Annotated in this window: 26 protein-coding genes and 1 pseudogene; 19 read left to right on the forward strand and 8 right to left on the reverse strand. The window is 65.8% G+C overall.

The features are described 5' to 3' along the window. Positions 1 to 123 precede the first annotated feature (123 nt). Positions 124 to 1,968 carry a 2-isopropylmalate synthase gene (leuA, locus tag LX14_RS05510; RefSeq protein ID WP_253646250.1) on the forward strand — a complete coding sequence of 615 codons (1,845 nt, stop codon included), beginning with the start codon at positions 124 to 126 and terminating at the stop codon, positions 1,966 to 1,968. A gap of 9 nt (positions 1,969 to 1,977) precedes the next feature. Here the strand turns inward: leuA and LX14_RS05515 are convergent, their stop codons facing one another. Next, complete coding sequence (locus tag LX14_RS05515; protein ID WP_253646251.1) at positions 1,978 to 3,627, reverse strand: AMP-binding protein; 1,650 nt, start codon at positions 3,625 to 3,627, stop codon at positions 1,978 to 1,980. Between the two features lie 139 nt (positions 3,628 to 3,766). Here LX14_RS05515 and LX14_RS05520 point away from each other — a divergent pair, with 139 nt between their 5' ends. Both LX14_RS05520 and LX14_RS05525 read left to right on the forward strand, forming a co-directional pair. Next, on the forward strand, positions 3,767 to 5,266 hold the full coding sequence (locus LX14_RS05520; RefSeq protein WP_253646252.1) for a flavin-containing monooxygenase: 1,500 nt from the start codon (positions 3,767 to 3,769) through the stop codon (positions 5,264 to 5,266). Positions 5,267 to 5,322: 56 nt separating this feature from the next. Further along, on the forward strand, positions 5,323 to 5,655 hold the full coding sequence (locus tag LX14_RS05525; RefSeq protein WP_253646253.1) for a hypothetical protein: 333 nt from the start codon (positions 5,323 to 5,325) through the stop codon (positions 5,653 to 5,655). A 15-nt stretch (positions 5,656 to 5,670) separates the two neighbouring features. Here the strand turns inward: LX14_RS05525 and LX14_RS05530 are convergent, their stop codons facing one another. Beyond that, positions 5,671 to 6,567 (reverse strand): LysR family transcriptional regulator, encoded by an 897-nt coding sequence (locus tag LX14_RS05530; RefSeq protein ID WP_253646254.1) that lies wholly within the window; start codon positions 6,565 to 6,567, stop codon positions 5,671 to 5,673. 73 nt (positions 6,568 to 6,640) lie between these two features. On the opposite strand from LX14_RS05530, the gene LX14_RS05535 reads away from it, so the two are divergent. The 3 genes from LX14_RS05535 to LX14_RS05545 are packed head-to-tail and all read left to right on the forward strand — an operon-like array spanning position 6,641 to position 9,541. Beyond that, positions 6,641 to 7,666, forward strand: coding sequence for an EamA family transporter (locus tag LX14_RS05535; protein ID WP_253646255.1), 1,026 nt, complete (start codon positions 6,641 to 6,643; stop codon positions 7,664 to 7,666). Beyond that, a complete protein-coding gene (locus LX14_RS05540; protein ID WP_253646256.1) occupies positions 7,663 to 8,829 on the forward strand; it encodes a Mur ligase family protein in 1,167 nt (388 codons plus the stop codon). The genes LX14_RS05535 and LX14_RS05540 overlap by 4 nt, the downstream gene beginning before the upstream one ends. Beyond that, the gene (locus LX14_RS05545; RefSeq protein ID WP_253646257.1) at positions 8,822 to 9,541 is read left to right on the forward strand and encodes a type 1 glutamine amidotransferase; all 720 of its coding nucleotides are present in this window, start codon (positions 8,822 to 8,824) and stop codon (positions 9,539 to 9,541) included. The genes LX14_RS05540 and LX14_RS05545 overlap by 8 nt, the downstream gene beginning before the upstream one ends. 401 nt (positions 9,542 to 9,942) lie before the next feature. Here the strand turns inward: LX14_RS05545 and LX14_RS05550 are convergent, their stop codons facing one another. The 3 genes from LX14_RS05550 to LX14_RS05560 form a co-directional block, all read right to left on the reverse strand. Next, positions 9,943 to 10,851, reverse strand: coding sequence for a hypothetical protein (locus LX14_RS05550; RefSeq protein WP_253646258.1), 909 nt, complete (start codon positions 10,849 to 10,851; stop codon positions 9,943 to 9,945). Between the two features lie 196 nt (positions 10,852 to 11,047). Then, positions 11,048 to 11,935 carry an ETEC_3214 domain-containing protein gene (locus LX14_RS05555; RefSeq protein WP_253646259.1) on the reverse strand — a complete coding sequence of 296 codons (888 nt, stop codon included), beginning with the start codon at positions 11,933 to 11,935 and terminating at the stop codon, positions 11,048 to 11,050. Further along, positions 11,932 to 12,246 (reverse strand): Lsr2 dimerization domain-containing protein, encoded by a 315-nt coding sequence (locus tag LX14_RS05560; RefSeq protein ID WP_253646260.1) that lies wholly within the window; start codon positions 12,244 to 12,246, stop codon positions 11,932 to 11,934. Before LX14_RS05560 ends, LX14_RS05555 begins: the two co-directional genes overlap by 4 nt. 202 nt (positions 12,247 to 12,448) lie before the next feature. On the opposite strand from LX14_RS05560, the pseudogene LX14_RS21045 reads away from it, so the two are divergent. The 13 genes and pseudogenes from LX14_RS21045 to LX14_RS05620 all read left to right on the forward strand — a co-directional run. Continuing rightward, positions 12,449 to 12,625, forward strand: a pseudogene (locus tag LX14_RS21045) (DUF2510 domain-containing protein); the annotation flags it as partial. 228 nt (positions 12,626 to 12,853) lie between these two features. Beyond that, positions 12,854 to 14,263: an exonuclease domain-containing protein gene (locus tag LX14_RS05565; protein ID WP_253646261.1), complete on the forward strand. Its 1,410-nt coding sequence runs from the start codon at positions 12,854 to 12,856 to the stop codon at positions 14,261 to 14,263. Then, positions 14,260 to 14,835, forward strand: a complete 576-nt coding sequence (locus LX14_RS05570) for a hypothetical protein (protein WP_253646262.1) — start codon at positions 14,260 to 14,262, stop codon at positions 14,833 to 14,835. The genes LX14_RS05565 and LX14_RS05570 overlap by 4 nt, the downstream gene beginning before the upstream one ends. A 163-nt stretch (positions 14,836 to 14,998) precedes the next feature. Next, positions 14,999 to 15,787, forward strand: a complete 789-nt coding sequence (locus tag LX14_RS05575; RefSeq protein ID WP_253646263.1) for an ABC-three component system protein — start codon at positions 14,999 to 15,001, stop codon at positions 15,785 to 15,787. 222 nt (positions 15,788 to 16,009) lie between these two features. Continuing rightward, a complete protein-coding gene (locus LX14_RS20880; protein ID WP_253646264.1) occupies positions 16,010 to 17,731 on the forward strand; it encodes a DUF2326 domain-containing protein in 1,722 nt (573 codons plus the stop codon). Positions 17,732 to 18,059: 328 nt separating this feature from the next. Next, positions 18,060 to 18,266 carry a hypothetical protein gene (locus tag LX14_RS05585; RefSeq protein ID WP_253646265.1) on the forward strand — a complete coding sequence of 69 codons (207 nt, stop codon included), beginning with the start codon at positions 18,060 to 18,062 and terminating at the stop codon, positions 18,264 to 18,266. 368 nt (positions 18,267 to 18,634) lie between these two features. Continuing rightward, the gene (locus LX14_RS05590) at positions 18,635 to 18,844 is read left to right on the forward strand and encodes a hypothetical protein (RefSeq protein WP_253646266.1); all 210 of its coding nucleotides are present in this window, start codon (positions 18,635 to 18,637) and stop codon (positions 18,842 to 18,844) included. Positions 18,845 to 19,995: 1,151 nt separating this feature from the next. Beyond that, positions 19,996 to 20,778, forward strand: coding sequence for a DUF4145 domain-containing protein (locus LX14_RS05595; protein WP_301283164.1), 783 nt, complete (start codon positions 19,996 to 19,998; stop codon positions 20,776 to 20,778). A 448-nt stretch (positions 20,779 to 21,226) separates the two neighbouring features. Beyond that, positions 21,227 to 21,400: a hypothetical protein gene (locus LX14_RS05600; RefSeq protein ID WP_253646268.1), complete on the forward strand. Its 174-nt coding sequence runs from the start codon at positions 21,227 to 21,229 to the stop codon at positions 21,398 to 21,400. A gap of 159 nt (positions 21,401 to 21,559) precedes the next feature. Beyond that, positions 21,560 to 21,781, forward strand: coding sequence for a hypothetical protein (locus tag LX14_RS20885; protein ID WP_253646269.1), 222 nt, complete (start codon positions 21,560 to 21,562; stop codon positions 21,779 to 21,781). A gap of 108 nt (positions 21,782 to 21,889) precedes the next feature. Next, positions 21,890 to 22,042, forward strand: coding sequence for a hypothetical protein (locus LX14_RS20890; RefSeq protein WP_253646270.1), 153 nt, complete (start codon positions 21,890 to 21,892; stop codon positions 22,040 to 22,042). Further along, positions 22,000 to 22,173, forward strand: coding sequence for a ParB/Srx family N-terminal domain-containing protein (locus tag LX14_RS20895; RefSeq protein WP_253646271.1), 174 nt, complete (start codon positions 22,000 to 22,002; stop codon positions 22,171 to 22,173). Before LX14_RS20890 ends, LX14_RS20895 begins: the two co-directional genes overlap by 43 nt. A 7-nt stretch (positions 22,174 to 22,180) precedes the next feature. Next, entirely contained in the window at positions 22,181 to 22,576 is a 396-nt protein-coding gene (locus LX14_RS05620; RefSeq protein ID WP_253646272.1) for a hypothetical protein, read from the forward strand. A 190-nt stretch (positions 22,577 to 22,766) separates the two neighbouring features. Here the strand turns inward: LX14_RS05620 and LX14_RS05625 are convergent, their stop codons facing one another. Genes LX14_RS05625 through LX14_RS05635 form a run of 3 tightly spaced genes read right to left on the reverse strand, consistent with a single transcriptional unit; the run spans position 22,767 to position 24,257 of the window. Continuing rightward, a complete protein-coding gene (locus LX14_RS05625) occupies positions 22,767 to 23,315 on the reverse strand; it encodes a hypothetical protein (RefSeq protein ID WP_253646273.1) in 549 nt (182 codons plus the stop codon). Next, positions 23,312 to 23,923, reverse strand: a complete 612-nt coding sequence (recR, locus tag LX14_RS05630; protein WP_253646274.1) for a recombination mediator RecR — start codon at positions 23,921 to 23,923, stop codon at positions 23,312 to 23,314. Before recR ends, LX14_RS05625 begins: the two co-directional genes overlap by 4 nt. Positions 23,924 to 23,930: 7 nt before the next feature. Further along, positions 23,931 to 24,257: a YbaB/EbfC family nucleoid-associated protein gene (locus tag LX14_RS05635; protein ID WP_253647899.1), complete on the reverse strand. Its 327-nt coding sequence runs from the start codon at positions 24,255 to 24,257 to the stop codon at positions 23,931 to 23,933. Between the last annotated feature and the right edge of the window lie 30 nt (positions 24,258 to 24,287).

Here is a 24,287-nt window from a genome sequence, read left to right on the forward strand (position 1 = left end):
GCGCAACCTCCTTCTCGGCTGCCGCGGCGGGGTCTGACCAGACCGGCTCCCTGCCGCGGGATCCCGTGATGTGCCGGTCTCCGTTCCCGAGAACGCAATCGCACCCGCCAGGAGATCACCGCAATGCCCGCAGCTGACAGCTTCACCTCCGGATCGAGCCGCATCGTCGAGCCCTCCGGACCCATCCCCGCCGGCCAGCCCGCCTGGAACACCCAGCGCGGCTCGGCGATGCCGTCCCACCGATACCGGCCGTTCGCCGACGAGGTCGAGACCATCACCCTCGCCGACCGCACCTGGCCCGACAAGGTCATCGACCGTGCGCCCGCGTGGTGTGCGGTGGACCTCCGTGACGGCAACCAGGCCCTGATCGACCCGATGAGCCCGGCGCGCAAGCGCCGCATGTTCGACCTGCTGGTCCGCATGGGCTACAAGGAGATCGAGGTCGGGTTCCCCTCGGCGAGCCAGACCGACTTCGACTTCGTCCGCGAGATCATCACCGACGACGCCATCCCCGACGACGTCACCATCCAGGTCCTCACCCAGTGCCGCAGCGAACTCATCGAGCGGACCTTCGAGGCCTGCCGCGGGGCGCGGTCGGTGATCGTGCACTTCTACAACTCGACGTCGGTGCTGCAGCGCCGGGTCGTGTTCCGTGCGGACAAGGCCGCGATCACGAAGATCGCCACCGACGCAGCGCATCTGGTGAAGTCCGAGGAGAAGAAGTACCCGGAGACCGATTGGCGTTACGAGTACTCGCCCGAGTCCTACACCGGCACAGAGCTCTCCTTCGCCAAGGAGGTCGTCGACGCGGTCAGCGAGATCATCGCGCCCACGCCCGACCACCCGATGATCGTGAACCTGCCCGCGACGGTGGAGATGGCGACGCCGAACGTCTACGCCGACTCCATCGAGTGGATGCACCGGAACCTGGCACGACGCGAGTCGCTCATCTTGAGCCTGCACCCGCACAACGACCGCGGGACCGCCGTCGCCGCAGCGGAACTCGGCTACCAGGCCGGCGCCGACCGCATCGAGGGCTGCCTGTTCGGCAACGGTGAGCGCACCGGCAACGTCTGCCTGGTCACCCTGGGCATGAACCTCTTCAGCCGCAGCGTCGACCCGCAGATCAGCTTCTCCGACATCGACGAGATCCGACGCACGGTCGAGTACTGCAATCAGTTGAACGTCGCCGAGCGTCACCCCTACGGCGGCGACCTGGTCTACACGGCGTTCTCCGGCAGCCACCAGGACGCGATCAACAAGGGCCTCGACCAGATGAAGGTCGACGCCGACGCCTCGGGCGCCGACGTCGACGACATCGTCTGGGCCGTACCGTATCTGCCGATCGACCCCAAGGACGTCGGCCGCAGCTACGAGGCGGTCATCCGCGTCAACAGCCAGTCCGGCAAGGGCGGGGTCGCCTACATCATGAAGGCCGACCACGGCCTGTCGTTGCCGCGGCGCCTGCAGATCGAGTTCAGCCGCGAGATCCAGAAGATCACCGACGGTGAGGGTGGCGAGGTCAACCCGAAGGAGATGTGGGACGTCTTCGCCGACGAGTACCTGCATCCTCTCCGTCCGCTCGAGCGCATCAGCCAGCGCGTCGACGCATCCGAGACCGACGGCGGCGACGACACCATCCACGCGGTGGTGAAGGTCGACGGCGTCGAGAAGGAGATCAGCGGCACCGGCAACGGACCGCTGGCGGCGTTCGTCGACGCCCTCGGCACCGTGGGGTACGACATCCGCGTCCTCGACTACAGCGAGCACGCGCTGACGGCCGGCTTCGACGCACAGGCCGCGAGCTACATCGAGACCGAGATCGACGGCGAGACGGTGTGGGGTGTCGGGATCGCCACCTCGATCACCACCGCGACGCTGCGTGCAGTGGTCTCGGCGGTGAACCGCGCCCACCGGGGTGCCGTACCGGAGTCCGGCGAGCAGGCCCCGCGCACCTGGGCACCGTGATCGTGCGGGTCACCCGGCCGGCAGCGGCCGGGTGGCCCCGATCTGCTGGGTCGCCCGTTCGCGCAGCTCGATCTTGCGGACCTTGCCGGTGACGGTCATCGGGAACTCGTCGAGGACCTGGACGTACCGCGGGATCTTGTAGCGAGCCAGGCCATCCCGGCAGAACTCCCGCAGCGATTCGGGCGTGACCTCGGGCGCCCCGGGTCGCAGCCGCAGGCACGCGACGAGTTCCTCGCCGTACTTCTCGTCGGGGATGCCGACCACCTGCGCATCGACGATGTCGGGGTGGCGGTAGAGGAACTCCTCGATCTCCCGGGGGTAGATGTTCTCGCCGCCGCGGATGACCATGTCCTTGATGCGTCCGGTGACCGCGACGTAGCCGTCGTCGTCCATGACGCCGATGTCGCCGGTGTGCATCCAGCCGTCGCCGTCGATCGCCTGTGCGGTCATCTCCGGGTTGTCCCAGTAGCCGAGCATCACCGAATATCCACGCGTGCAGAGCTCCCCGGGCTCACCACGCGGGACGCGTTCCCCGGTCGCGGGGTCGACGATCGCGACCTCGAGGTGTGGTCCGACCCGGCCGACCGTCGACACCCGCTTCTCCACCGGGTCGTCGACGCGGGTCTGCAAGGAGACCGGCGAGGTCTCGGTCATCCCGTAGGCGATGGACACCTCCGCCATCCCCATCCGGTCGATCACCTGCTTCATGATCTCCATGGGACACGGCGAGCCGGCCATGATCCCGGTCCGCAGGGAGCTGAGGTCGATGTCGGCGAACCGCGGGTGGTCGAGCTCGGCGATGAACATCGTCGGCACCCCGTACAGCGACGTACACCGTTCGGCGGCAACGGCATCGAGGGTCGCGCCCGGGTCGAATGCCGGCGCGGGTATCACCATCGTCGACCCGTGGGTGACGCAGGCGAGGTTGCCCATCACCATGCCGAAGCAGTGGTAGAAGGGCACAGGGATGCAGACGCGGTCGATCTCGGTGTACCCGCACAGCTCGCCGACGAAGTATCCGTTGTTGAGGATGTTGCGGTGGCTGAGCGTGGCTCCCTTCGGCGAACCCGTCGTCCCCGAGGTGTACTGGATGTTGATGGGGTCGCCGACCGCGGTGGTCTCACGTGCCCGCTCCACCGCGGCGGCATCGACAGCGCGGCCCGCGTCGAGGAACTCCGACCAGCTGTCGGTGCCGATCAGCACCACCCGCTCGAGGGTCGGCACCTCCGGCCCGACGTCGGCGAGCATCGCCGCGTAGTCCGACGACCCGGCGGTCGGTGTCGCGACCACGACCCGGGACGTCGACTGCTGCAGGACATAGCGCAGCTCGTGCGTGCGGTAGGCGGGGTTGACCGTCACGAGGATCGCGCCGATCGTCGCGGTGGCGAACTGCACGAGCACCCACTCGGCGCAGTTCGGCGCCCAGATCGCGACACGGTCGCCCTTCTGCACACCGGCGGCCAGCAGTGCGGCGGCCACCTCGTCGACTGCGGTCCTCAGTTCTGCCCACGTCCACCGGCGGCCGGTCGCGACCTCGACGAGTGCGTCGCGGTCCCCGTGTCGTTCTGCAGTCGCCACGAGTACCGCACCGATCGGGTCCTCGAGCAACGGCGGTTCGGTGGGGCCCGCAGCGTGGCTGGTCGTCGCGTCGGCCTGCATCGCAGTCACCTCTCGTCGCGTTCCGTTAAGCGTCGCTAACCGAAAATGGTAGGCGTTCCCTTGACGGCGTCTGACCGGTTCGCGCAGACTGCTCCGGTACCTGTGACGCAGAGTTATACATAGAAGGGCGGTGTCGACGATGACACCAGAGTTCGACGCGGTGATCGTCGGCGCCGGTTTCGGCGGCATGGGCGCGGCCATCGCACTGCAGGAGCTGGGCTACCGGAACCTGACGATCCTCGACCGCGAGGACGACCTCGGCGGCACCTGGCACGTCAACCACTACCCCGGCCTGGCCGTCGACATCGCCTCGGTGACGTACTCCTACTCGTTCGCACCCAACCCGAACTGGACCCGGCTGTTCGCCCCCGGCGCGGAGCTGAAGCGCTACGCCGAGCACATCGCCGATTCCTACGACCTCCGTCGCGCCATGCGGTTCGGCATCCTGGTCGAGCGCGCCGAATGGGATGACGACGCGCAGTTCTGGCGGGTCGTCACCGCGACAGGCGAGTCCATCACGGGCCGATTCCTCGTCACCGCGACCGGATTCCTGTCGCAGCCGCACACACCGGACTTCGCCGGCATCGACACCTTCGCCGGGACGATCCTGCACACCACCCGATGGGACGACGATCACGACGTCGCCGGTGAACGCGTCGCCGTCATCGGCACCGGGGCCACTGCGGTGCAGCTGATCCCGGAACTGGCCGAGCGGGCGCGGCACCTGACCGTGTTCCAGCGGACGCCGATCTGGGTGGTGCCCAAGATCGACTTCCCGATCCCGGCGCCGGTGCGACGCCTGTTCGCGCGGATCCCCACCACGCAGAAGGCCGCACGGTCGGTGAACAACGCGCTGCTCGAGGCGCTGATGATCGTCGGTGTGCTGCACTTCCGGCAGGCCAAGCCGATGAACTCCGCGGCCGCGCTGCTGGCCAAGGCCCATCTGCGGCTGTCCGTCCGCGACCGCGCCACGCGACGTGCCCTCACCCCGCACTACAGCTTCGGATGCAAGCGACCGACGTTCTCCAACAAGTACTTTCGAACGTTCAACCGCAAGGACACCGACCTGCAGACGTCGCCCATCGAGCGCTTCGACGCCGACGGGATCGTCACCGCCGACGGCACCCACACCCCCGTCGACACCCTCGTCCTCGCGACCGGCTTCAACCTGTGGGACGTGAACTTCCCCGCCCTGACCATCGTCGGCCGCGAGGGCCGCGACCTCGGGCAGTGGTGGCGTGACAACCGTTTCCAAGCCTACGAGGGCATCACCGTGTCGCGGTTCCCGAACCTGTTGAGCCTCAACAGCCCCTATTCGTACAGCGGGCTGTCGTACTTCACGACGATCGAGTCGCAGATGGGCCACATGCGTCGCCTCCTGGGCGAACTGCACCGACGCGGGGCTGCGTCCTTCGAGGTCACCGACGAGGCGAACGACGCCTTCCTCGCCTACGTCACCCGCCGACTCGACGACTCGGTGTTCTACCGCGGACAATGCTCGACGGCCCGCAGCTACTACTTCAACCAGCACGGTGAGGCAGCACTCCTGCGACCGACGTCCACCAGTTCGTCGTTCCGCGCGGCCTCCAGCTTTCCCCTCAACGACTACGAGTTCGGTGAGAGCACCCACGCGGGCTGAGTGACATCACTCATGCCGGCGACGCGCGGATGCGGTTGCCTCATGGCATGGACGACATGAGCAACCGCCCCGCCCCCGACGAGCACGAGCACGACAATCGCCACGGGATCGCACGGGGCTGCGCGGCGGTCGCCGTCATGCTCTGCGCGGCGGCCTGGCTGCTGTTCCTCTGGACAGCGTTGCGGGAGCTGAGCGGCGTCGCCGACCAGTCCTTCCGCGGGTCCTACGTGGTCGCCGGGATCATGGGAGCCCTCGCCATGATCGCCACAGCCGTCGCGGGCCGGCTCGGCACCCATGGCGGTGCGAACGTGGGCTGGGTCGACCTTCGTGCTGGTCCTGTGCCGACCTGGTGGGGCATGCACATCGCTCTCGTCATGGCGACCTCGTGACGGCGGGCGAGATCGTCACCCCAGTGCGGTCGCAGCACACAGGTCGGCGAGCGCTCCGACGACCGCGGTGGTGGCCCGCCGGTCGAGCGCACCCGGGCGGTGCAGGATCTCGTAGATCCGCGCGGCCCGTACACCGGACAGCTCGAGTTGGTGGATCCCTGGATGGCGCACCGCGTACCGCGGGATCAGCGCGACACCGTGCCCGTCGGCGACCATCGTCTCGATGACCGCGAAGTCGTTGATGCGGTGCACGACCCGCGGTTGCACACCGGTGATCGTCGCCAACGACAGCAGGACGTCGTCGACGGGGAACCCGCCGCGCACGCTGATCCAGTCCTCGTCCGCGAGGTCGTCGAGCGTGACCGACTCCTGCCCGACGAGCCGATGCCCGGGCGGGACCACCAGGTCGACGGGTTCGCGCATCAGCACCGACGACCGCACCCGCGGCGACGTGATCGACGGGGCCCGCTCATCCCGGTGGGTCAGCACGAGGTCATGGTCCGCCAGCGCCTCCGGAGCCGACGGGTAGGGCACGTCGACGTCGGTGGCCACCACCTCGATCCCGGACGCCCGCATCGCGGTCAGCAACCCGGGCAGCAACAGAGCCGCTGCCGATGGGAACATCGCGAGCCGCACGGTGCCGAGGGTGGACCTGCTGCGTGCCGCCATCTCCTCGGTCGCGCGATCGACGGCGGCCAGCACCTCGTCGGCCCGGAGCACGAGTGCCCGCCCGGCGTCGGTCAGTCGCAGGCCGCGGCCGTCCTGCTCGAGGAGATCGATGCCGGCCTCCCGTGCCAACACCTTGAACTGCTGGGACACCGCCGACGGAGTGAGCCGCATCGCATCGGCGACAGCCCCGACACTGCCCCTGTCGGCGAACTCCCTGAGCAGCCGAAGCCGGTGCACGTCCATGTAGGAAAACTACATCGTCAATGCACATCTATCCAATTGTGCTGCACCCTCGGCGCACCCCACGATGACGGACATGAGCACACGGGATCGCCTGATCGGCCTCACGGTCGTCGTGCTGTGGGGGCTGAACTTCCTCGCCATCCACGCCGGCCTCCAGCACTTCCCACCGTTCTTCTTCGCGGCACTGCGCTTCGCCGTCATGGCGGTGCCGGTCATCCTGTTCGTCCCCCGCCCCCAGGTGCCGCTGCGCTGGCTCCTGCTCTACGGCACCGGGTTCGGCGTCGTCCAGTTCGCGTTCCTGTTCCTGGCCATGGCGCACGGCATGCCGACGGGACTCGCGTCCCTCGTCCTGCAGTCGTCGGCGCCGTTCACGGTGGTCCTCGGCGTCCTGCTCCTCGGTGAACGGATGACCATGCGACAGGTGACCGGGATCGCGGTCGCCGTCGGCGGGATGGTGCTGATCGCCGTCGACCGCATCGGTCATGGCGCAGGCGCCGGCCTGCTGCCGATGGTCCTGACGCTGATCGCCGGGCTGGGCTGGGCGTTCGGCAACCTGGGCAGTCGCCTCGCGAAGGCGCCGAACGCCCTGCACCTCACCCTGTGGATGTGCGTGATCCCACCGGTCCCGACGTATCTGGTCAGCCTCGCCATCGAGGGCCCGGGCGCCGGGTTCCACGCGTTCGCGACGATCGGTGACCACAGCGGTCTCGTCGCCCTCGCAGGCCTGGCGTACGTCGTCGTGCTCGGCACCGCCGCGGGTTCGGGCCTGTGGACGTACCTGATGGGGCGCTACCCCGCGAGCACGGTCGCACCGATGTCGCTGATGGTGCCCGTGGTGGGGATCACCGCGTGCTGGTTGGTGCTCGGCGAGACTCCCTCGGCACTGCAGCTCACCGGGGCGGCGGTGGTGATCGTCGGCTGTGTGGCGGGCCTCATGGCACCACGGGCGAGGCGCCCGCTTGTGACAGACTCGTCGCCATGTCCGACGCCCACGCTCGATCCCGGGCACGCCTTCCCCTCCGTACCCGCACAGCACTCGCAGCGGCTGCCGGAGCCCGATGGGCCTCCCAGAGAACCGGTCGCGGCAAGGGGTCGATGATCGGTGGCCTGATCGCGGCGAAGATCGACCCGTCGATCATGCAGCGGCTCGCCGCGGGCAAGCGGACAGCGGTCATCACCGGCACCAACGGCAAGTCGACGACGACGAAGATGACCGCCGCCGCGCTGGGCACCCTGGGTGAGGTCATCAGCCAGGCCGATGGCGCGAACATGGACGCCGGGATCATCGCGGCACTGACCCTCGGGCGCACCGCATCCTTCGCGGCCATCGAGGTCGACGAGCTGCATGTGCCCCACGTGAGCGACGCCGTCGACCCGGATGTCCTGGTGCTGCTCAACCTCTCCCGCGACCAGCTCGACCGCGTCGGAGAGATCACGATCATCGAACGACGGCTGCGGGAGGGCATCGCACGGCATCCGGACATGACGGTGATCGCGAACTGCGACGACGTCCTGGTCGCCTCCGCTGCCTACGACGCGGCGAACGTGGTGTGGGTGGCCGCGGGCGCCGGCTGGGCCAACGACTCCGTCAGCTGCCCGCGCTCGGGCGAGCCGATCGCCCGCGACGGCGACGACTGGTGGTCGACGGGCACCGACTTCCGGCGTCCGACGCCGACGTGGTGGTTCGACGACTCCTCGATCCATGGGCCCGACGGTTTCACCGCCCCACTGAACCTCGTGCTGCCGGGGAAGGCCAACCGCGGGAACGCAACCCAGGCCGTCGCTGCTGCTGTCGCGATGGGCGCAGAACCGGGGTCGGCCGTCGAGGCTGTCGGGACCGTGGGCGAGGTGGCCGGTCGCTACGGCGTCCGCCAGGTCGGTGAGCACTCGGTACGCCTGCTGCTCGCGAAGAACCCCGCCGGGTGGCAGGAGGCGCTGTCGATGATCGATCCCGACGCCGCCGGACTCGTCATCGCCGTGAACGGCCAGGTCCCCGACGGTGAGGACCTCTCGTGGTTGTGGGACGTGCGGTTCGAGCACTTCGAGAACAACGCCGTCGTGGCATCCGGTGAGCGCGCAGCCGATCTCGGTGTCCGCCTGCTCTACGCGGGTGCGGAGCACACCACGGTCGACGACCCGCTCGCAGCGATCGCGTCGTGCCCACCGGGACGTGTCGACGTCCTCGCGAACTACACGGCGTTCCGCGATCTGGGCGTCGCGATCGACCGCATCGAACGGAGCCGGGAGGCACGTCATGGGTGAGACCTCCACACTGCGTATCGGTCTCGTGCTCGGGGACGTGATGGGCACCTACGGCGACGGCGGCAATGCCCTCGTCCTGCGTCAGCGCGCACTGATGCGCGGCATCGACGCCGAGATCGTCCAGATCACCCTGGACGACCCCGTCCCCGAGTCGCTCGACGTCTACACACTCGGCGGTGCCGAGGACTACGCCCAGCGACTGGCGACCCGACATCTCCTGCGCTACCCGGGATTGCAGCGTGCTGCCGAGCGCGGTGCTCCCGTGTTGGCGATCTGTGCGGCGATCCAGGTGCTCGGCCATTGGTACGAGACGTCGGCCGGTGAGCGCGTCGACGGCATCTCGATGCTCGACCTGACGACCATCCCCCAGGAGAAGCGCAGCATCGGCGAACTCGTCGCAACGCCCACTCTCGACGGGCTCACCGACACCCTCACCGGCTTCGAGAACCACCGGGGCGGAACCACTCTCGGCCCCGACTCCGTCCCTCTCTCCTGGGTCCAAGCCGGCGACGGCAACCGCGCGGGTGACCGCGTCGACGGCGCGGTCACCGGATCGGTAATCGGCACCTACCTGCACGGACCGGCGCTCGCCCGCAATCCGCAGTTGGCAGATCACCTGCTGTCGCAGGCCGTCGGCTCTCCCCTGCCGCCGCTCGACCTCCCCGAGATCGACCGCCTCCGCCAGGAGAGGATCGCCGCGGGCCGTCGCTGAGCGTCCCTCCGCCCACTCGTCGTCACATCTACACGATTGGCGTGTACGTGCAACTTTCGGCCCAAGTTGCGGGTTGCGTCAACGTACCCCGCGTAGGGCACCTATCGGATTTCGGCCATTATCTCGTACAGACCACCCGACAAGTGGTGACAACTGGCTGCGGTTCCGAGGTCGCAGGAACGTGAGGTATCCCGACGAACTTGACAGGACGTCTAGATCGGCCGGTACGCGAACGGCTGCTATGCGTTCAGTCGCGCAGCCGCGCGCCGATAACGTAGAATATACCAGGTCGACGCTCGGAAGTGATGTGCGGCAACCACTTCGTTGACCGCCTGCGCGCCGCGCTCGCGCGCCATGCAGCAATAATAGCCACGGGAACGGTGCGTCGAAGGCCGTCGGCATTACGCCTCGAACACGCCATCCAGGTAGGTCAAATCGAGCTGGGATCGCATATCAACGAGGGTTCCGTCGTAGTCGAACGGTTTTGGGTGCGTCCACGTCTTGGTGTCCATAGACACCAGTGAGCCGCCGTGGGCGGTGTCGACGTAGGACACATCGGGGCCGGCGAGACTTCGATACATCTTCTGGACCGCGAAGTGGCTGGGACAGATGAGTCCAGGGGCCACCGCTCGCCCGTTGCGGATGGCGGGGGGAACGCAGGCGAGGTTGCTCGACACCGCGCCGAGGTAGCTCTCAAAACTGCTGTAGTGCAGTTCGCGGGCAATCATTGTGTTGACCCTGAACTCGGCGGAGATGATCACCACCGGTCCGGCGTGCAGCGCGCTGAACCACGACACCCCTCCGTCGGTCGCGCCGGGCTCGCTCTCGAAGCGCATGAAGTCGAATTGTGTGCCCGGGTAGGTATCAAGGGTGAAGATGAGGTGCGTTCCGAAGTTTTGGGGCTGCCCTGTTCTCGTGAATCTGATCTGGCGTCGGTGCTGGACCGGTACGTCGAACCTGGGGCCTGTCTGCGTTGCGAGTGCGCCGACAATCGTCGCCCAGTGGGCCAGTCGGAAAAGGTCTTTCGGGGGCGGAGCGCCGCGTCCACCCATGAGCGATTCGATGATAGGACCGGCAGCCCTCTCGATCGGCTCCATCCAGAGTCGATTGCAGGGGTCACACAGCTTCTTGACGTTCATGTCACGAACATCACCTGTGTAGATGAGGTCTTGTACGAGCCCCCGAGCGACGCTCGACGCCGCCAGAGTCACCTCCGTGGACTCATTCGGAAGCGCGGCGCGGATGTCCTGATGGAACAGGTGCGCGCGGGTGAGCTTGGCATCAGTTCCGCAGAAGAAGCACTCGGCCATCTTTCCCTAACGTCGTTGTGCCTGGTATTCGGCGTTGTCTACTCCGCCAACAAGTGCGAGACCGGAATACCGAAGTGGTCGGCCAGTCTGAAGGTGAAGGTCTCGGTGTAGTTGGAACCGTCTGATCGTCGGGCTCGCCGCGGCCCTCGGCGTCATCATCACGTGGCGTCAGAAGCGGCGCCACGCCCCGTTGCCCTCACTCTCGACTGATAGGGGCCCTGCGCCGGGTGGCGGCCAGGAAACGGTGCACAGGACGAGAGGTGGGCGGGCGGAATCGCGTCGCATCAAGTCGCAGTGTTTCGCTATCAGTTCCCAGGACCGACCGTGCGAAGAACTGATCGCTATACGAGTTGGAGTGGGGAACCTCTTCGTCGATCGGGATAGGCCGAATGTCGGAGTTCATCACCGTCAGCGTGTTGGCTGTCAACGATGACCGATCCGGAGGTGGCGACGCAGCGGCTCTGGCATGGCCATCGATATCGGCCAGGGGATGGTGTTCATACGAGCCTGTCGCGAAGGTTTCGTACGACCCGGCATGGAAACCGGCGGCCCCAGCCATGTTCTGCGACAGCCAATAGGTTTGGTACGCCCCTGGTCGGCCGCCGTAGTACGACTCGTTGTAGTACCATCTGTACGCACCCATCCAGAAAAACTGACTGGCGGACTCAAGAGGTTTGCCCACGGAATCACGCAGTTGCGCGAACGAATCCCTGCCCAGGTGTCCGCGCATGAGCTGGTGGGTCTGTGCGTCGATGGGGTAGGCCAGATCCCGGTTTGTGATAGTGATCGAGAAAGCCAGCACCACACCGTCAATCAGCTCCACGGCGACCCACGCTCCATCGAGACGATGGATCTGCTGAGGGCGGTCATCAACCCTGTTCACGAACATCGGCGGCCCCAGGAGCTCGTCGACGAACTCCCGTGTTGACCCGCACGCGAGCCTGTCGAGAGTGTGCTGCAGCTGTCGGCGGCGCCCCGCTGTTGTCCGCTGCCCCACCCAGAAAGCCGCACGGATTGCACTGGGTGTCGCGCCGATGATGGTGATGCCAGCAGATGCATAGACGAGGTATGCCAATGCCGTCATGGCTCTCCTTCAAAAGGGATCCGGTGAGAACAGGTCCGCCCGGCATCTAGACGCCCCCGCGGTCGTCGACCAGGGCGCAGGGCTGATCCGGGCGCTAGGTCGGCGGCCGCTCGGCGCGGGGTGCAGCGCAGGCACACGTAGCGGCCCTCGTCGATCACGGTGATCGCCCTATCGCCGGACTCGATGCCGGCGAGACGCTCGGCTGCGGTATCGAATTCGTAGTCCACTCCCCGCCACGACCACGCCACTGTTGTGGCCTGCTCTGCGGTGATCTCGGTGTCGTCGAGATCGTCGACGGTGTAGACGTTCATCGCGCGCAAACCTGGCTCGACATGCTACGGCAAACCTCGGGCTTGCGGGCGGTGGCGTTGCTCGCGCCGGAGACCGAACATCGTGACCACGAACATCGTGACCCCGGCATCGTCACGACGAGTCGTACTTCAGACGTGGATGTGTCGGTGCGGCGTTTGATACTCCCGTACGGTCACCTCAACTGTGGCGAGGGGAGGCAGAGTGGCCGCTGGAGCTCCTGCGGGGTGGTACGCCGATCCGTCGGCTGCGGCGCCGCTGCGATGGTTCGACGGGGTGACGTGGACCTCGGCGGTGACGTCGGCGGCCGGCTGGTACGCCGATCCGTGGCAGCACGCACCGTTGCGCTGGTTTGACGGACGCCAGTGGACCCCGGTAATCCATCCGCCGGCGATAGCGATCGCCGCGTCCCCTCCTCCGGTGCTTGCAGCGGATCGCCCCGTCGCGGCACATACTGCTACGCCATCAACGGCTACGGAGCCGAGACTAAACACGTCCGCGCAGCCGCGTCCCGATCGCCAGCGTTCGCCGGGCATACCGGACAGGGACACCGGTCTATTCGTTCCTGAACTGACCGACCTACTGGGAGCCGCCCGTGGGGTTGCGGTGGTGGATGTGGAGACCACCGGGTTAGGGCGCACAGATCGTGTTGTGGAGATAGCGATCGTCACCCTGGACATCAACGGCAAGCCGCAAGAGACGTTTCACACGCTGGTTAATCCGCATCGCGATGTTGGTCCGACAGCGATTCACGGTGTTACGCCGTCGATGGTCGCGAGGGCGCCGGCGTTCGCTGATATCGCTGACGCCGTCGCGGAACGCCTCGACGGGGCGGTCGTCGCGGCACACAACATCGCATTCGACACCCGGATGATCGGTTACGAATTGCGTCGCGTCGGCATCAATGTCGACTGGGGTTTCGGGCTAGACACCCTGTCCGTGACCAACCGAAAACTACTTCACGCCTGCCGCGACCATGGTGTCGAACTCACTGACGCTCACCAGGCGTCGGCCGACGCTACTGCCACTGCGCAGCTGCTCGTCGCAGTCGCTAAGCAGCTCACCCGGTCCACGCGGCCGGCGGCAGTGCATGCGCCACGTCGTGGAACAGCGCCGAGGCTCCTCCCCCGCGGCGACTCCACCAACGTCGTGGCGTTCGCCCCGGTGGTCGCACTGTCCCGCGACATAGAACCAACCCCGGACGTCGCGCCGTACATGGTGTTGCTCGATCAGGCGCTCGCTGACCTCAAATTGACAGTCGACGAACAAGCGGCACTGCGCGAACTCGCCGACGATATCGGTTTGACGAGCAGCGATGTTCACCGCGCGCACCGCGACTTCCTCACCACTCTGATCGACAACGCACTGGACGACGACGTGGTCACCGACGACGAGCTCGACATGCTGACCAGGGTGGCCGCGCTACTCGAACTCGACCCGCACATGGTCACCACTCGCACAAACCACCACCGGATGCAGACCTCGCAACTCGTCCTCGACCAAGAACTAGCAGTGTGTTTCACCGGTGACGCCGACACCCCGCAGCGAGTCCTGACGCGTCAGGAGTTGCACGCGATCGCGACCGATCACGGACTGCGCACAGTGGACTCAGTTACCGCGTCGGGATGCCACCTCTTAGTCGCAGTAGACACCGCAACCACATCGGGCAAAGCGATCAAGGCCCACAAATTTGGGATCCCGATCGCCTCGGTCGATGGCTTCCTGGAGGCCGTCGCCACCCGGCAACCTCTGCAGGTCGTAACATTAAGCACCGCGGGAGTCGGCTGCGTCTGCACGCACTGCGGCGATTCATGGACCGCGACTCGCCGCGCTCAGCTGTGCCCAGCGTGCCGGGGCCGACAACACTTCACACCCACCCCGGCGCGGCCCGGCCCCAAGCACACGGTGTTACCTGCGGTCGACACCTTAACGTGTATCGAATGCCATGCGACCTGGGAACGACCCCGCGTACGCGGACGACGTCCCCACCGCTGCCCAGCCTGTGCCGCAGCGGCGTGAACAGCTCCACGATCTCAGGAGGCCTTGTGGATACGTTGTCGACAGTCGCAACAGTCTGGACGCGCAATGGCCGGACCGCCATCTGGCACACAGACTGCACCGTCGGCGCCGACACCAACCGCCTCACCGGAGCGTGGGTCGACCCAACCCCGGAACTGGCGCGGCACATCCTTTACCGCCGGATGCTGCTGCTCATGCCCGGCACCCCCGCACCCACCCTCGGCGATGCACGCCGCGAGCTAGTGGTGTTCGATGCCGCCGCCACTCACGCGGAAATCGTGGGCGAAACAGATCGCCTCGACGATCTACACACCGCGACCCGCACTGCCTCCGGCGCCCGTCGCCCACCTATCTCCTGGCCGGAGGTCCCTCGGATGCTGAACGTGACTGACCTGCCCGCCCCGCCGACGGGCGTCACCACTGACCCGTTGATCGCCGACACCATCGCCGTCGCGAGCTGGGTCGCCGCTCTTGCCAACGCCTGGACCAGTATCGAAAACCGCCGCACAGGCCGCGAACACCTCAGAGAGCTGCACCCGACAGCAAGACCATTTCCCGCCATCGCGAAGTAGTTGCGGAAGGGTGCTTGTCCACACAGAGCGACTTGCGTCGTCCGGGCCACCAGCCGCCTCGAAGTTCGAGCCGACGGCTCCGAGGATCTAGAGCGCGCCGACACCGGCGATTCAGTCGCTCCGTATCGAGGAATTGGCGTAATTGGCAAGTAGTGTTTTGGACATGGCCCAGAACTCCCTGCGGGATCGTGTCCCCCCCGCCCAGGAGAAGGTGGTTCTTGCTCGAAGTGGCAACAAGTGCGCCTACCCCAATTGTGGTCAGGACCTAGCAATCGATCCGCAGGCCGACGGCGACCGCCCAAAGGCGACAGGCAGGGTTGCGCACATCGCTGCGGCCAGTCCCGGCGGCCCTAGGTACGACCCGAGCATGACTCCGGAGGAGCGAGGGTCGGCGCAAAATCTCATCTATATGTGCGGCCCACATCACGACGCCGCTGACACACAACTCGAGTATCACACGCGCGCGTTTCTCGAGGAGGCGAAGCGCATTCACGAGACCGCGGTGGAGCGCGCCGTGCGGAACGCCCTTGGCGAGGTCACCTACGAAGAGCTTATGGTTGTGTGCACTGTAATCGCCAGTACATCGGCGGCACCCCAGAAGTTGGGTGTCGAGCTCGCCGTGCCCTTGCAGCAAAAGATCGAAGTGAACGAGCTGGGACCAGCGTCTGTGCAGCGGATCACTGATGGCCTGTCGCAGGCGGCGCGCGTCGAGGCGTTTATTGGCTTCCAAAACGCCGCGACACCCTCGTTCGGGCGCAGCCTGGTCGCGAGATTTAAGAGCGACTATTACGCCGCGCGCGCAGAGAATCTTGAGGCTGATGCGGTTTTCGACTACTTAGTCGACACTGCGATTGAGAACTCCGGTCCGCGAGATACCCCTAAGGTTCGAGCGGCCGCGCTCGCGGTAATCGCTTATCTGTTCGAGATCTGCGAGATCTTTGAACGTGAGTGAATTTTTTCCCGACAAGTTCACGCCCCTAGACCGCACCATTGTTGGTGAAGCTGCCGCGCTGCTGGCTCTTCTGGGAGGCCGCGGCCTAAGCGTTGGGCAGCTGTATGTCGAACATCGGCAAACGTCAGTTGCCTCGACATATGACGGTTTTGTTGCGGCGTTAACTCTTCTGTATGGCGCCGCTGTGGTCGATTACAAGGACGGGACGGTAAGGGAAAGCTAGTGTTTATCCGCCTCGGTGCTAACCGCGATGAGTTCAGAACAATCAACTTTCAGCCTGGCTTCAATGCGATTATTGCCGATCGGGCCCACGATTCGACCGATCAGGATAGCCGCAATGCTCGCGGCAAGTCGACGCTTCTCTTGCTGATGAATTATGTCTTGGCCGGCGCTCTGCACCCCAGCTTGCGCCCGCTGGCCGACGACGGGTGGGAAATCACCCTGACTCTGGAAATGTTTGGCGGAACGGTCGCTGCGACCCGTTCTCTGGCAAGCGGTCGCAGACTCTCTATCGAGGCGGACGGCCCTGCGCGCGGGGTGATGAGTCCTTGGTTTTCGGAAGGTCAGATCACCGTCGATAGCTGGAAACAGCTCCTGGGGCTCGCGCTTTTCCGGTTGGAGCCTTTGCAACAGGAAGTAAGCGGCGGGCTATCGGTGCGCACGCTGCTGTCGTACGTCGTCCGGACCGACACTCCCAAGGACCCGCTTAAGGTATTGGCCCAGCAGAGCGCGACCAGCAGCCGCGAGCACGTCGCGTTTCTTCTCGGACTCGATTGGGAGGTAATCCATGAGCTAGCCGCCGTTAAAAAGGGCTTAGAACAATTAAAGGCAATCACCGCGGCGTCTAAAGAGGGATTGGTTGCTACGCTTCGACCCGAGCACGAACTGGTGCTTACCCGTGCCGCTCTTCGAAACGAGGCCGACGCGTGGCAACAACGAATTTCGGGATTCCGCATCCTTGAAGACCCGAACTCGCTGGTCGGTCGTGCAGATCAATTAACGGCGGAGATCAGCCGTCTGCGGGACGCGGCCGTCATAGATCGACGCATGCGCGAATTGTATCTTTCATCCTTGTCCGATACGCAGGTTGCTGACAGTGCGATTCCTGTCGAAGAAATCTTTAGCGCAGCAGGCGCGGTTCTTGCCGATGGCTTTAAACGTCAGACCAGCGAGGTCCGCGACTTCCACGCCGCTCTGCTTGCCAACCGCCGGATATTTCTGCGCGGCGAACTTGAAGTACTCGACGAACGAATTAATGTGCGCTCAGCTGAGTTGACGCGCCTCGATGAGCAACGCGACGGCATCTTGCGAACGCTCGATGCGGGAGGTGCACTACAAGAGCTAAACGATATGCGTGCGGAGCTAAGTAACATTGAAGTTCGTATCGCTGCATTAGATCTCCAGATCGAACAAGCGCGCGAGCTGGTCACCCGCCGCGAGGAGCTCAAGCTCGAGCAGTCTACGAGGCGGAGCGAAGCGACCCGCTACCTGACGACGTCACGCGAAAAGTTGGACCGAATCGGTGACCGGTTCAGCCAGAAGATGCGGCAGCTTTACGGAAAAGACGCCGCGTTAACGGTCTCCGTCGACGACGCAGGCTACAAGTTCGCGCTTCGCGCCTCAGGCTCTGGCAGCAGTGGAGTCGATCGCATGACCCTCTTCTGCTTCGACCTCACGATGCTGGAGGAGGGCATCACCACCGCACACCACCCCGACTTTCTCGTGCACGACTCGTCGGTCTTCGACGGTGTCGATCCTCGTCAACGAGCGGGCGCACTGCACTTTGCTCAAGCGATGGTCGAGTCAACGGGTGGACAATACATCTGCACCATCAATAGCAATGACGTTCCCGACGAAGTCCTTGATCAGGAATGGTTCAAGGCTGGGGTTGTCCGCACTGTCTTAGATACGGAAATTGGGGGATTGCTCGGACGAGAGTTCTAGATAAGCGTACCAACCGATGCTACGGCGAAGTCCTGCCGCCGCGGCGGGCAACTAAAAACCCTTTCTCAGGTCATTTGCAAGGAGGGGCTATCTTAGGCGGACAATTAAAAACATAGGTCGCGCCGATCAGATCCGATCGGCCCTCGACTATTACTTCACATTCCGGCTCAGCGACACCGCGGCCATCTAGGCCGGAATCAAGGGCGCCCGCGACCGCCAGGACGCCGCGCTTTCTGTGCTAACAGCCGACTCCGCCCCGCGGTCCGTCCCGGACGTTGTCGAGGAAGGGGAGGGCGCCGATGGCGAGCGCCCGCGGCTGGACAAGCCGGTGACGCAGCGCGTCCGGAGCCGTGCTTTCGACCAGCTCACCGCGTTCTCGCTCATCGACGACGTGTCGTTGGCCGACGTGTTGAGGTCGGCAATTCACTGGTACATCGCCTACCGCGAAGACGACCCCGATTTGCGTCGAGCGCTGCGGCAGGCGAAGGCAAATTATGAAACCACAATGGCGGTGCTGGCGGCCGGGTCTGAGTAGCGAACGACGCGAAGACAAATCCCACTACGTATTCGATCGTCACTCGACCGCGGACGCGAGTTTCCCTGGCCGCTCGCGCAACAGCGGAATCCTGCTCGTCACCGCGGGCGCTGTCGTGGCGCGTGGCTCGCGGTACGGGCGGCCGTCCCCTATAGACGCTCCCGTGTATGACGGGTGCAGCGCTGTTCACCCGTGCGGCATGATGCCCGGATGAGCTAGAACTCCGCGTTCTGGTGCGGTGGTGATGATTTCGACGCCGAGCATGTCTATCACCAGCTGTCCGCCGTTGAACGAGTCACCGGTCGGAAGATCGTCGATCGATCGCAGACGCCCTCGAACAGCGCGACGTCACCCGCCTCGAAACCGGGATGGTGATTCTCGGAGACTGGCAACCATCGGTCCAGGCCGACACCGAGTATGACCGCGCCAGCGAACAACACCGGCGCGAGGCCATCGCTGCGCTCGCCACCGAGCTCCCCATCTCCCCCGACACCGTCGAGGACGTCTACAAGCTCGCACGGCGCCGCCACCGGCATCCGCGTCTCACGCACTCACGGACCGACAGGAACCCGCAATGAGCCACTCGCACAGCAACGTCGACATCGTGAAGATCGACGACACCATTACCGACGGCGAACCCAACACCTGGTACGTCGGGCCTACGGCCCCACCCGCGCCGGCCAGGTCGCCTCCAGCCTCGATTCCAAGGCGCAGCGGCCACGGACATGCACCGTCATCCCCCTGTTTTCCGACGACGAATGCCTCGTCGTCCAGGACTACGGCCGCGCCACCACCAGATCCCTGCACTGACCACCTACAGAGCTACCGCGACCCCGGCGACTTCCCGGACCCGCGCCGCTCCCGGGCAACCACCACGAGCTGGTGGTGCGGTGGAGCCACTCACCCCACCACCGGCGACGCGGCCCAGTCGCCCGGCGAGCACCCACGACAGACACCCGCGGTGCTGCGGTTGCTTCGTCGACGAGCGTCCAGCCATGATGAGCCGCCACCTTCGAGAGGCCCACGGTGGCAGGGGTGCCTTCGCAGTTCGGTGTACCCGACCGTCCGGGCTCGACCGGTTCCACGGCTGGACCGAGTAACTACCAGGAACTGACTGGACGTGCGCGTGCCCAGAATGTTGCCCCGATGACTGTCAGCAGGATTGCGCCTACGAGAAGGCCGACTCCGAGTGCGACGTGGGAAATGGCGACGTTCTGGCATTGATCCTGGAACATTTGCGCAGCGCGGGCGCCACTCTCGCTCGAGGTGTCCATTCCCGTGGTCACAACGGTGGGGTGGAACAATACGGTCACTGCGGACTGTCAGCTCGAGCCGACACCACACCACCCGTTGGGCTGTGCAGGGAGCGGCTCGAAACTTGTGATGACCGCCCAAACCAGCACTGTTACGGCGCTCACAATAAAGATGATGGCCGCAGGTCGCTGCAAACGGTTCCCGCTCGGCGGTGCCCACTGCTGCCCGTCCCACCATCGCGCAACGCCGTCCCCGCGGTCGTACCGGCCTGGCGGCGGCGGCGGCCCGTCTGGGTTCATGTCACGGACTTTACCGTCGTCCGACGACGTTCTGGCGCTACAGGTCGTAACCGTGATCGCCCTCCGCACCCTCTGAGAGGTGTTTTTCGTGTCTTCATAGCACGGCCTGGGCCCGGCGATTCCACACGAACCCAGTGCGCACCCCCCGGCCACGCATGCGTGCAGAATTACCCGTCATGGTCAAACCGCACGCAGAGGCGCTAGCCGACAGAATCGTCGAGGGCAGATGGCCCAGTATCGAATGTCCCGTGTGTGAGTCCGGACATTTGGTGGCCCAAAACTTCGGTGAGGATGTCCCAGACTGGCTCGGAGATTCAGCAAGTTCGTCCTGGTCAGACTGGGGTGATCCCAGCGACATCACCGGAACGTTCGGAATTAGGTTTCGTTGCAACAACTCCGCGCGGTGCGGGGACTATGTCCACATCGTGGGCGACGCCGAGGTCGACTACAACCGGACGACACTGCTGAACCGCGATGACCCATTTGAAACCTACTTCACTGTCCGGTACGCCTACCCGCCCCTTCGCGTAGTTCAGCACCCGGCGGACACCCCAAAGGCCGTCCAGGCCGAGCTTCGCAACGTCGGGGCGCTTATCTGGTCGAATCCGGACGCCGCAATGTGGACCCTGCGGAAGGCAGAGGAATTTTTACTAGATGATCAGGGGGTCGAGAAGCAGAAATCGAACGGCTCACCTATCCCGCTGAACGATCGACTCAAGACCTTCGCACGCGAAAAGCCTGAGTATGCAGACGTATCCGAGCTACTGCTTGCCGTCAAATGGGTTGGCAACGACAGCACACATGGCACCACCCGCAATGTCCGGGAGGTGCTAAAGATGGCCCGATTCGTCGAGCTGGCGCTAGAGAGTCTCTACTCGGAGTCCGATCGAGATGCCGCGTTGAGACACGCTCGAACAATCAACGAAAACCGCCGGTATACCGCCCCGCCCGCGCCGTAGCTGTCGTCCCTCGTGAGCCTGGTCAGACCACTCCGGTAGCCCCATAGCTACCGCGGCCCCGGTGACCTCCCGGACAAACGCCGCTCCCGCACAACCAGCTCCCAGCAGTGTTGCGGTTGAGCTACCCACCTACCGCGGTCGGCGCCGGTCGGCCGGGCCTGCCGGCCGGGGCGAGCCGGGCCATGCTGCGCATCCCCACTCGGAGCTCCCTGCGGTCGCACTGCCAGAAGAATTGTTGGTTTCCCTTCTGGCCGTCCGATTTTGACCGGCGTCGTCCGCCGCGCAACCCCCTGACGCTGACGCGCCCTGTCGGGTCGAGAAACTTTCAACCCCCTCACTGCTTTCGGTGAACCTTTCCCGATCGCGGGGTTGTGCTCTGTCCTCCTATTCCGGTCTTTATCTCCCTTGCCAGAAGGGCAAAAGAATTGGCGGACAACAGGAGGCAGCCATGACCGGTATCGATCCCATCCAGGCCGCGCGCATCGCGTGGCGAAAGCTAGCAACCCCCACTGACGGGGCGTTCGACGTCCTGAGCGTTGACGACAAGGTCGCGCTGATGGAGCTGGGCCTGGACGACCCCGCCATCCGCGAGGCCGCGACCGTCACCGTCGAGATCGCCTGAGAGCAGGGACGACATGACCACCACCGACGTGCACCTCGACCCCGACGCCCTGACCGTGGACGGGCCGGATCTGACAGCGGTCGCGGTGATCGCCGCGACACGAGGGATCACAAAGCCCAGGCCCGCGAACAGCTCCTCGCCGAATGGGACGAGCGGCTGGTGGCGGGGATCAACAGCGAGGCGCAGATGGCCACCGACTGGCTGGGCAAGGCCCGCGACGACACGAGCGCCGGGGACCTCGCCACCGCAGCCCTCGACATCATCGCCGACCAGGAGTGCCACGCCGCGATGGAGGTCTACCGCACCAAGCGCGAACAGTGCGCCGCGATGCGCCGCATGAACCGCGAGCACTCCCAGCTCGGGGACCAGAACTACCGCTGACCCGATCCGGGTCCGTGGACAGCCCGACCGGGGTTGCCGCACAAACAAAAACAACCAGCCATCCGCAAAATGGCTGGTTGCTTCCCCACCAGATTAGGAGACACATCCGTGGGAATCAACCAGGACACCACCGCCCCCGCCGAGACCACCGAAGCGGTCCTCGAACACGTCGACCCGACCACGCTGGTGGTCGACGCGAACGTGCGCACCGAGGCCACGTGGACCGGGCGTTCGTCGCGTCGATCACAGAGCGCGGGGTGATTCAGCCGGTGCTCGCGACCCGTGACAGCGCGGGCACGCTGCACGTGCGTGACGGGCAGCGCCGCACCCTGGCCGCACGCGAGGCCGAGCTGACGAGCATTCCGGTCTACGTGATCGCCACCCGCCGGTGACGACGAGGTGATCGAGCGGGTCACTGATCAGCTCATCGCCAACGAGCACCGCGCGGACCTCACCACGACCCAGCGCGCCGCCGCGGCGCAGCAGCTCATCGAGTTGGGTGTGTCGCGCACCAATGTCGCCAAGGCGACCCCGCCTGGGTCGACCAAGGCTGTCGACGCCGCCGTGACCGTCGCAGGGTTCGAGGCCGCAATCACCGGCCTGGCGTGGGGTCTGACGATCGAGCAGGCCGCGATCGTCGCCGGATACGAAGACGACGGTGACACCCAGGCGGTCGAGGCTCTGATGAGTGCCACGACCGAGGGCCGTTTCGACCACAAGGCGGCCGAGCTGGTCGCCACCGCCGATGACCGGTCCGCGCCCCGTGCAGCAGCCGAACCGCTGATCGCCCATTAGTACACGATCCTCGAATCTCGCCCTGTGGGGGTGCGGCAGCGAGTACACGCCGCTGAGCCGGTTGGTCCACATCAAAACCGGCGACGAAGTGACCCGACGATCAGGTGCCGTCGCTGACGCGCGAGTACCTCGCCGCCGACGTTTGTCTCGCCAACTGCATGGGGGGCAACCCACTTGACCGTCACCCCCGTCAGGCGTCGAGGACCCGGCACCGCTCGCGGGTGCGGTCGACGGCGAACCAGCCGGTCTCGAAGTCCTGCCAGCGACGCAAGTGGGGGCGGGCGGACTCCCCGTCGCGGGCGACGGCACGTTCGAGACGGGCGTCGCGGTCGTCACCGTTGATCCAGAACGCCTGCGACACATCGCCACTCACGCGTCGACGAGCGGACGTGACGCCCTCGATGACCAACAGCGGTTCCCACCGACGCCACACGCGCGGGCCGGGTTCGGCGACGTCCCCGGACCACACGCGAGGTCGGTGCCGGTAGTCGTGTCCGCGGCGATAGGCCTGCAGCACTTCCCGTTCGAGTTCCGGCCACCAGCCGGCGGGGTCGTCCCAGGTGGCGAACTCGTCGGTGCGCACGAGCGCCGCATGCACCCGTCGGGCAGCGAGCTCACGCATCAGCGCGTCGGCGAACGTGGATTTCCCCGCGCCCGACGGGCCGTCGATGACGACGATCCCGGACTCCAACTCGGCGGCGACAGCCGCGGCCGCGGAGTCGACGTCGAACCGGGTCACGTCAGGATCCGACGTCCCGACAACGCGCGACCCAGCGTCAACTCGTCGGCGAACTCGAGGTCGCCACCCATCGGCAACCCCGAGGCGAGCCGTGTCACCGACAGCCCCGGGAAGTCCTTGAGCATGCGCACCAGATAGGTGGCCGTCGCCTCGCCCTCGGTGTTGGGGTCGGTCGCGACGATCACCTCGGTGACGTCGACGCCGTCGGCCTGGTTGGCCAGCCGCCGCAGGAGCTCGCGGATGCGCAGCTGGTCGGGTCCGACCCCGCCCAGCGGATCCAGCGCCCCACCGAGCACGTGGTACCGCCCGACGAACTCCTTGGTCCGCTCGATCGCCTGCACGTCCTTGGGCTCCTCGACGACGCAGATCTTCGACGCGTCGCGACGCCCGTCGGAGCAGATCCGGCAGAGGCGGTCCGCGGAGACGTTGCCGCACTCCGCGCAGAAGGTGACGTTGTCGCGGACGTTTCCGAGCGCGGCGATCAGACGGTCGATGTCGGTGCGTTCGCCGGCCAGGAGGTGGAACGCGATGCGCTGGGCACCCTTGGGACCGAGACCGGGCTGTTTGGCCAGCTCGTCGATCAGATCCTGGATCGGCCCCTCGTACACCGGCCGGTCACTGCCCCAGGCCGGGGCCGCCGAATCCGGGGATGCCCCCGCCCAGGCCTCCGGCGAGCGGGCCCATCGTCGACGACGTCAGCTCGTCCCGCTTCTGCGCGAGGTCCGCCAGGGCCCCGACGAGGAGGTCCTGCAACGTCTCGACGTCGGTCGGGTCGACGACCGCGGGGTCGATGGTGACACCGGTGACGTCTCCGGCTCCGGTGCCGGAGACGGTCACGCGACCGTTGCCGGCAGTGCCCGTCAGCTCGGTCGCCGCGATCGTGTTCTGGGCCTCGAGCAGCTGCTGCTGCATCTTCTGTGCCTGCTCGAGCAGGCCGGCCATCGGGTTCTCGGGATCCACGTCCCCGAGAGT

It is taken from the genome of Williamsia deligens, assembly GCF_024171765.1.
In the GTDB taxonomy this organism is placed as follows: Bacteria; Actinomycetota; Actinomycetes; order Mycobacteriales; family Mycobacteriaceae; genus Williamsia_A; species Williamsia_A deligens.

What these genes read in the sequence shown, in the direction of transcription:
- LX14_RS05530 (WP_253646254.1), bottom strand. Translation starts at nt 6,567, where the DNA reads ATGGACGTGCACCGGCTTCGGCTGCTCAGGGAGTTCGCCGACAGGGGC.
- LX14_RS05595 (WP_301283164.1), top strand. Translation starts at nt 19,996, where the DNA reads ATGGTCAAACCGCACGCAGAGGCGCTAGCCGACAGAATCGTCGAGGGC.
- LX14_RS05515 (WP_253646251.1), bottom strand. Translation starts at nt 3,627, where the DNA reads ATGCAGGCCGACGCGACGACCAGCCACGCTGCGGGCCCCACCGAACCG.
- leuA (WP_253646250.1), top strand. Translation starts at nt 124, where the DNA reads ATGCCCGCAGCTGACAGCTTCACCTCCGGATCGAGCCGCATCGTCGAG.
- LX14_RS05555 (WP_253646259.1), bottom strand. Translation starts at nt 11,935, where the DNA reads ATGACGGCATTGGCATACCTCGTCTATGCATCTGCTGGCATCACCATC.
- LX14_RS05520 (WP_253646252.1), top strand. Translation starts at nt 3,767, where the DNA reads ATGACACCAGAGTTCGACGCGGTGATCGTCGGCGCCGGTTTCGGCGGC.
- LX14_RS05560 (WP_253646260.1), bottom strand. Translation starts at nt 12,246, where the DNA reads ATGAACGTCTACACCGTCGACGATCTCGACGACACCGAGATCACCGCA.
- LX14_RS05635 (WP_253647899.1), bottom strand. Translation starts at nt 24,257, where the DNA reads ATGGCCGGCCTGCTCGAGCAGGCACAGAAGATGCAGCAGCAGCTGCTC.
- LX14_RS05525 (WP_253646253.1), top strand. Translation starts at nt 5,323, where the DNA reads ATGAGCAACCGCCCCGCCCCCGACGAGCACGAGCACGACAATCGCCAC.
- LX14_RS05545 (WP_253646257.1), top strand. Translation starts at nt 8,822, where the DNA reads ATGGGTGAGACCTCCACACTGCGTATCGGTCTCGTGCTCGGGGACGTG.
- LX14_RS05540 (WP_253646256.1), top strand. Translation starts at nt 7,663, where the DNA reads ATGATCGGTGGCCTGATCGCGGCGAAGATCGACCCGTCGATCATGCAG.
- LX14_RS05600 (WP_253646268.1), top strand. Translation starts at nt 21,227, where the DNA reads ATGACCGGTATCGATCCCATCCAGGCCGCGCGCATCGCGTGGCGAAAG.
- LX14_RS05550 (WP_253646258.1), bottom strand. Translation starts at nt 10,851, where the DNA reads ATGGCCGAGTGCTTCTTCTGCGGAACTGATGCCAAGCTCACCCGCGCG.
- LX14_RS05535 (WP_253646255.1), top strand. Translation starts at nt 6,641, where the DNA reads ATGAGCACACGGGATCGCCTGATCGGCCTCACGGTCGTCGTGCTGTGG.
- LX14_RS05575 (WP_253646263.1), top strand. Translation starts at nt 14,999, where the DNA reads ATGGCCCAGAACTCCCTGCGGGATCGTGTCCCCCCCGCCCAGGAGAAG.
- LX14_RS05590 (WP_253646266.1), top strand. Translation starts at nt 18,635, where the DNA reads ATGGTGATTCTCGGAGACTGGCAACCATCGGTCCAGGCCGACACCGAG.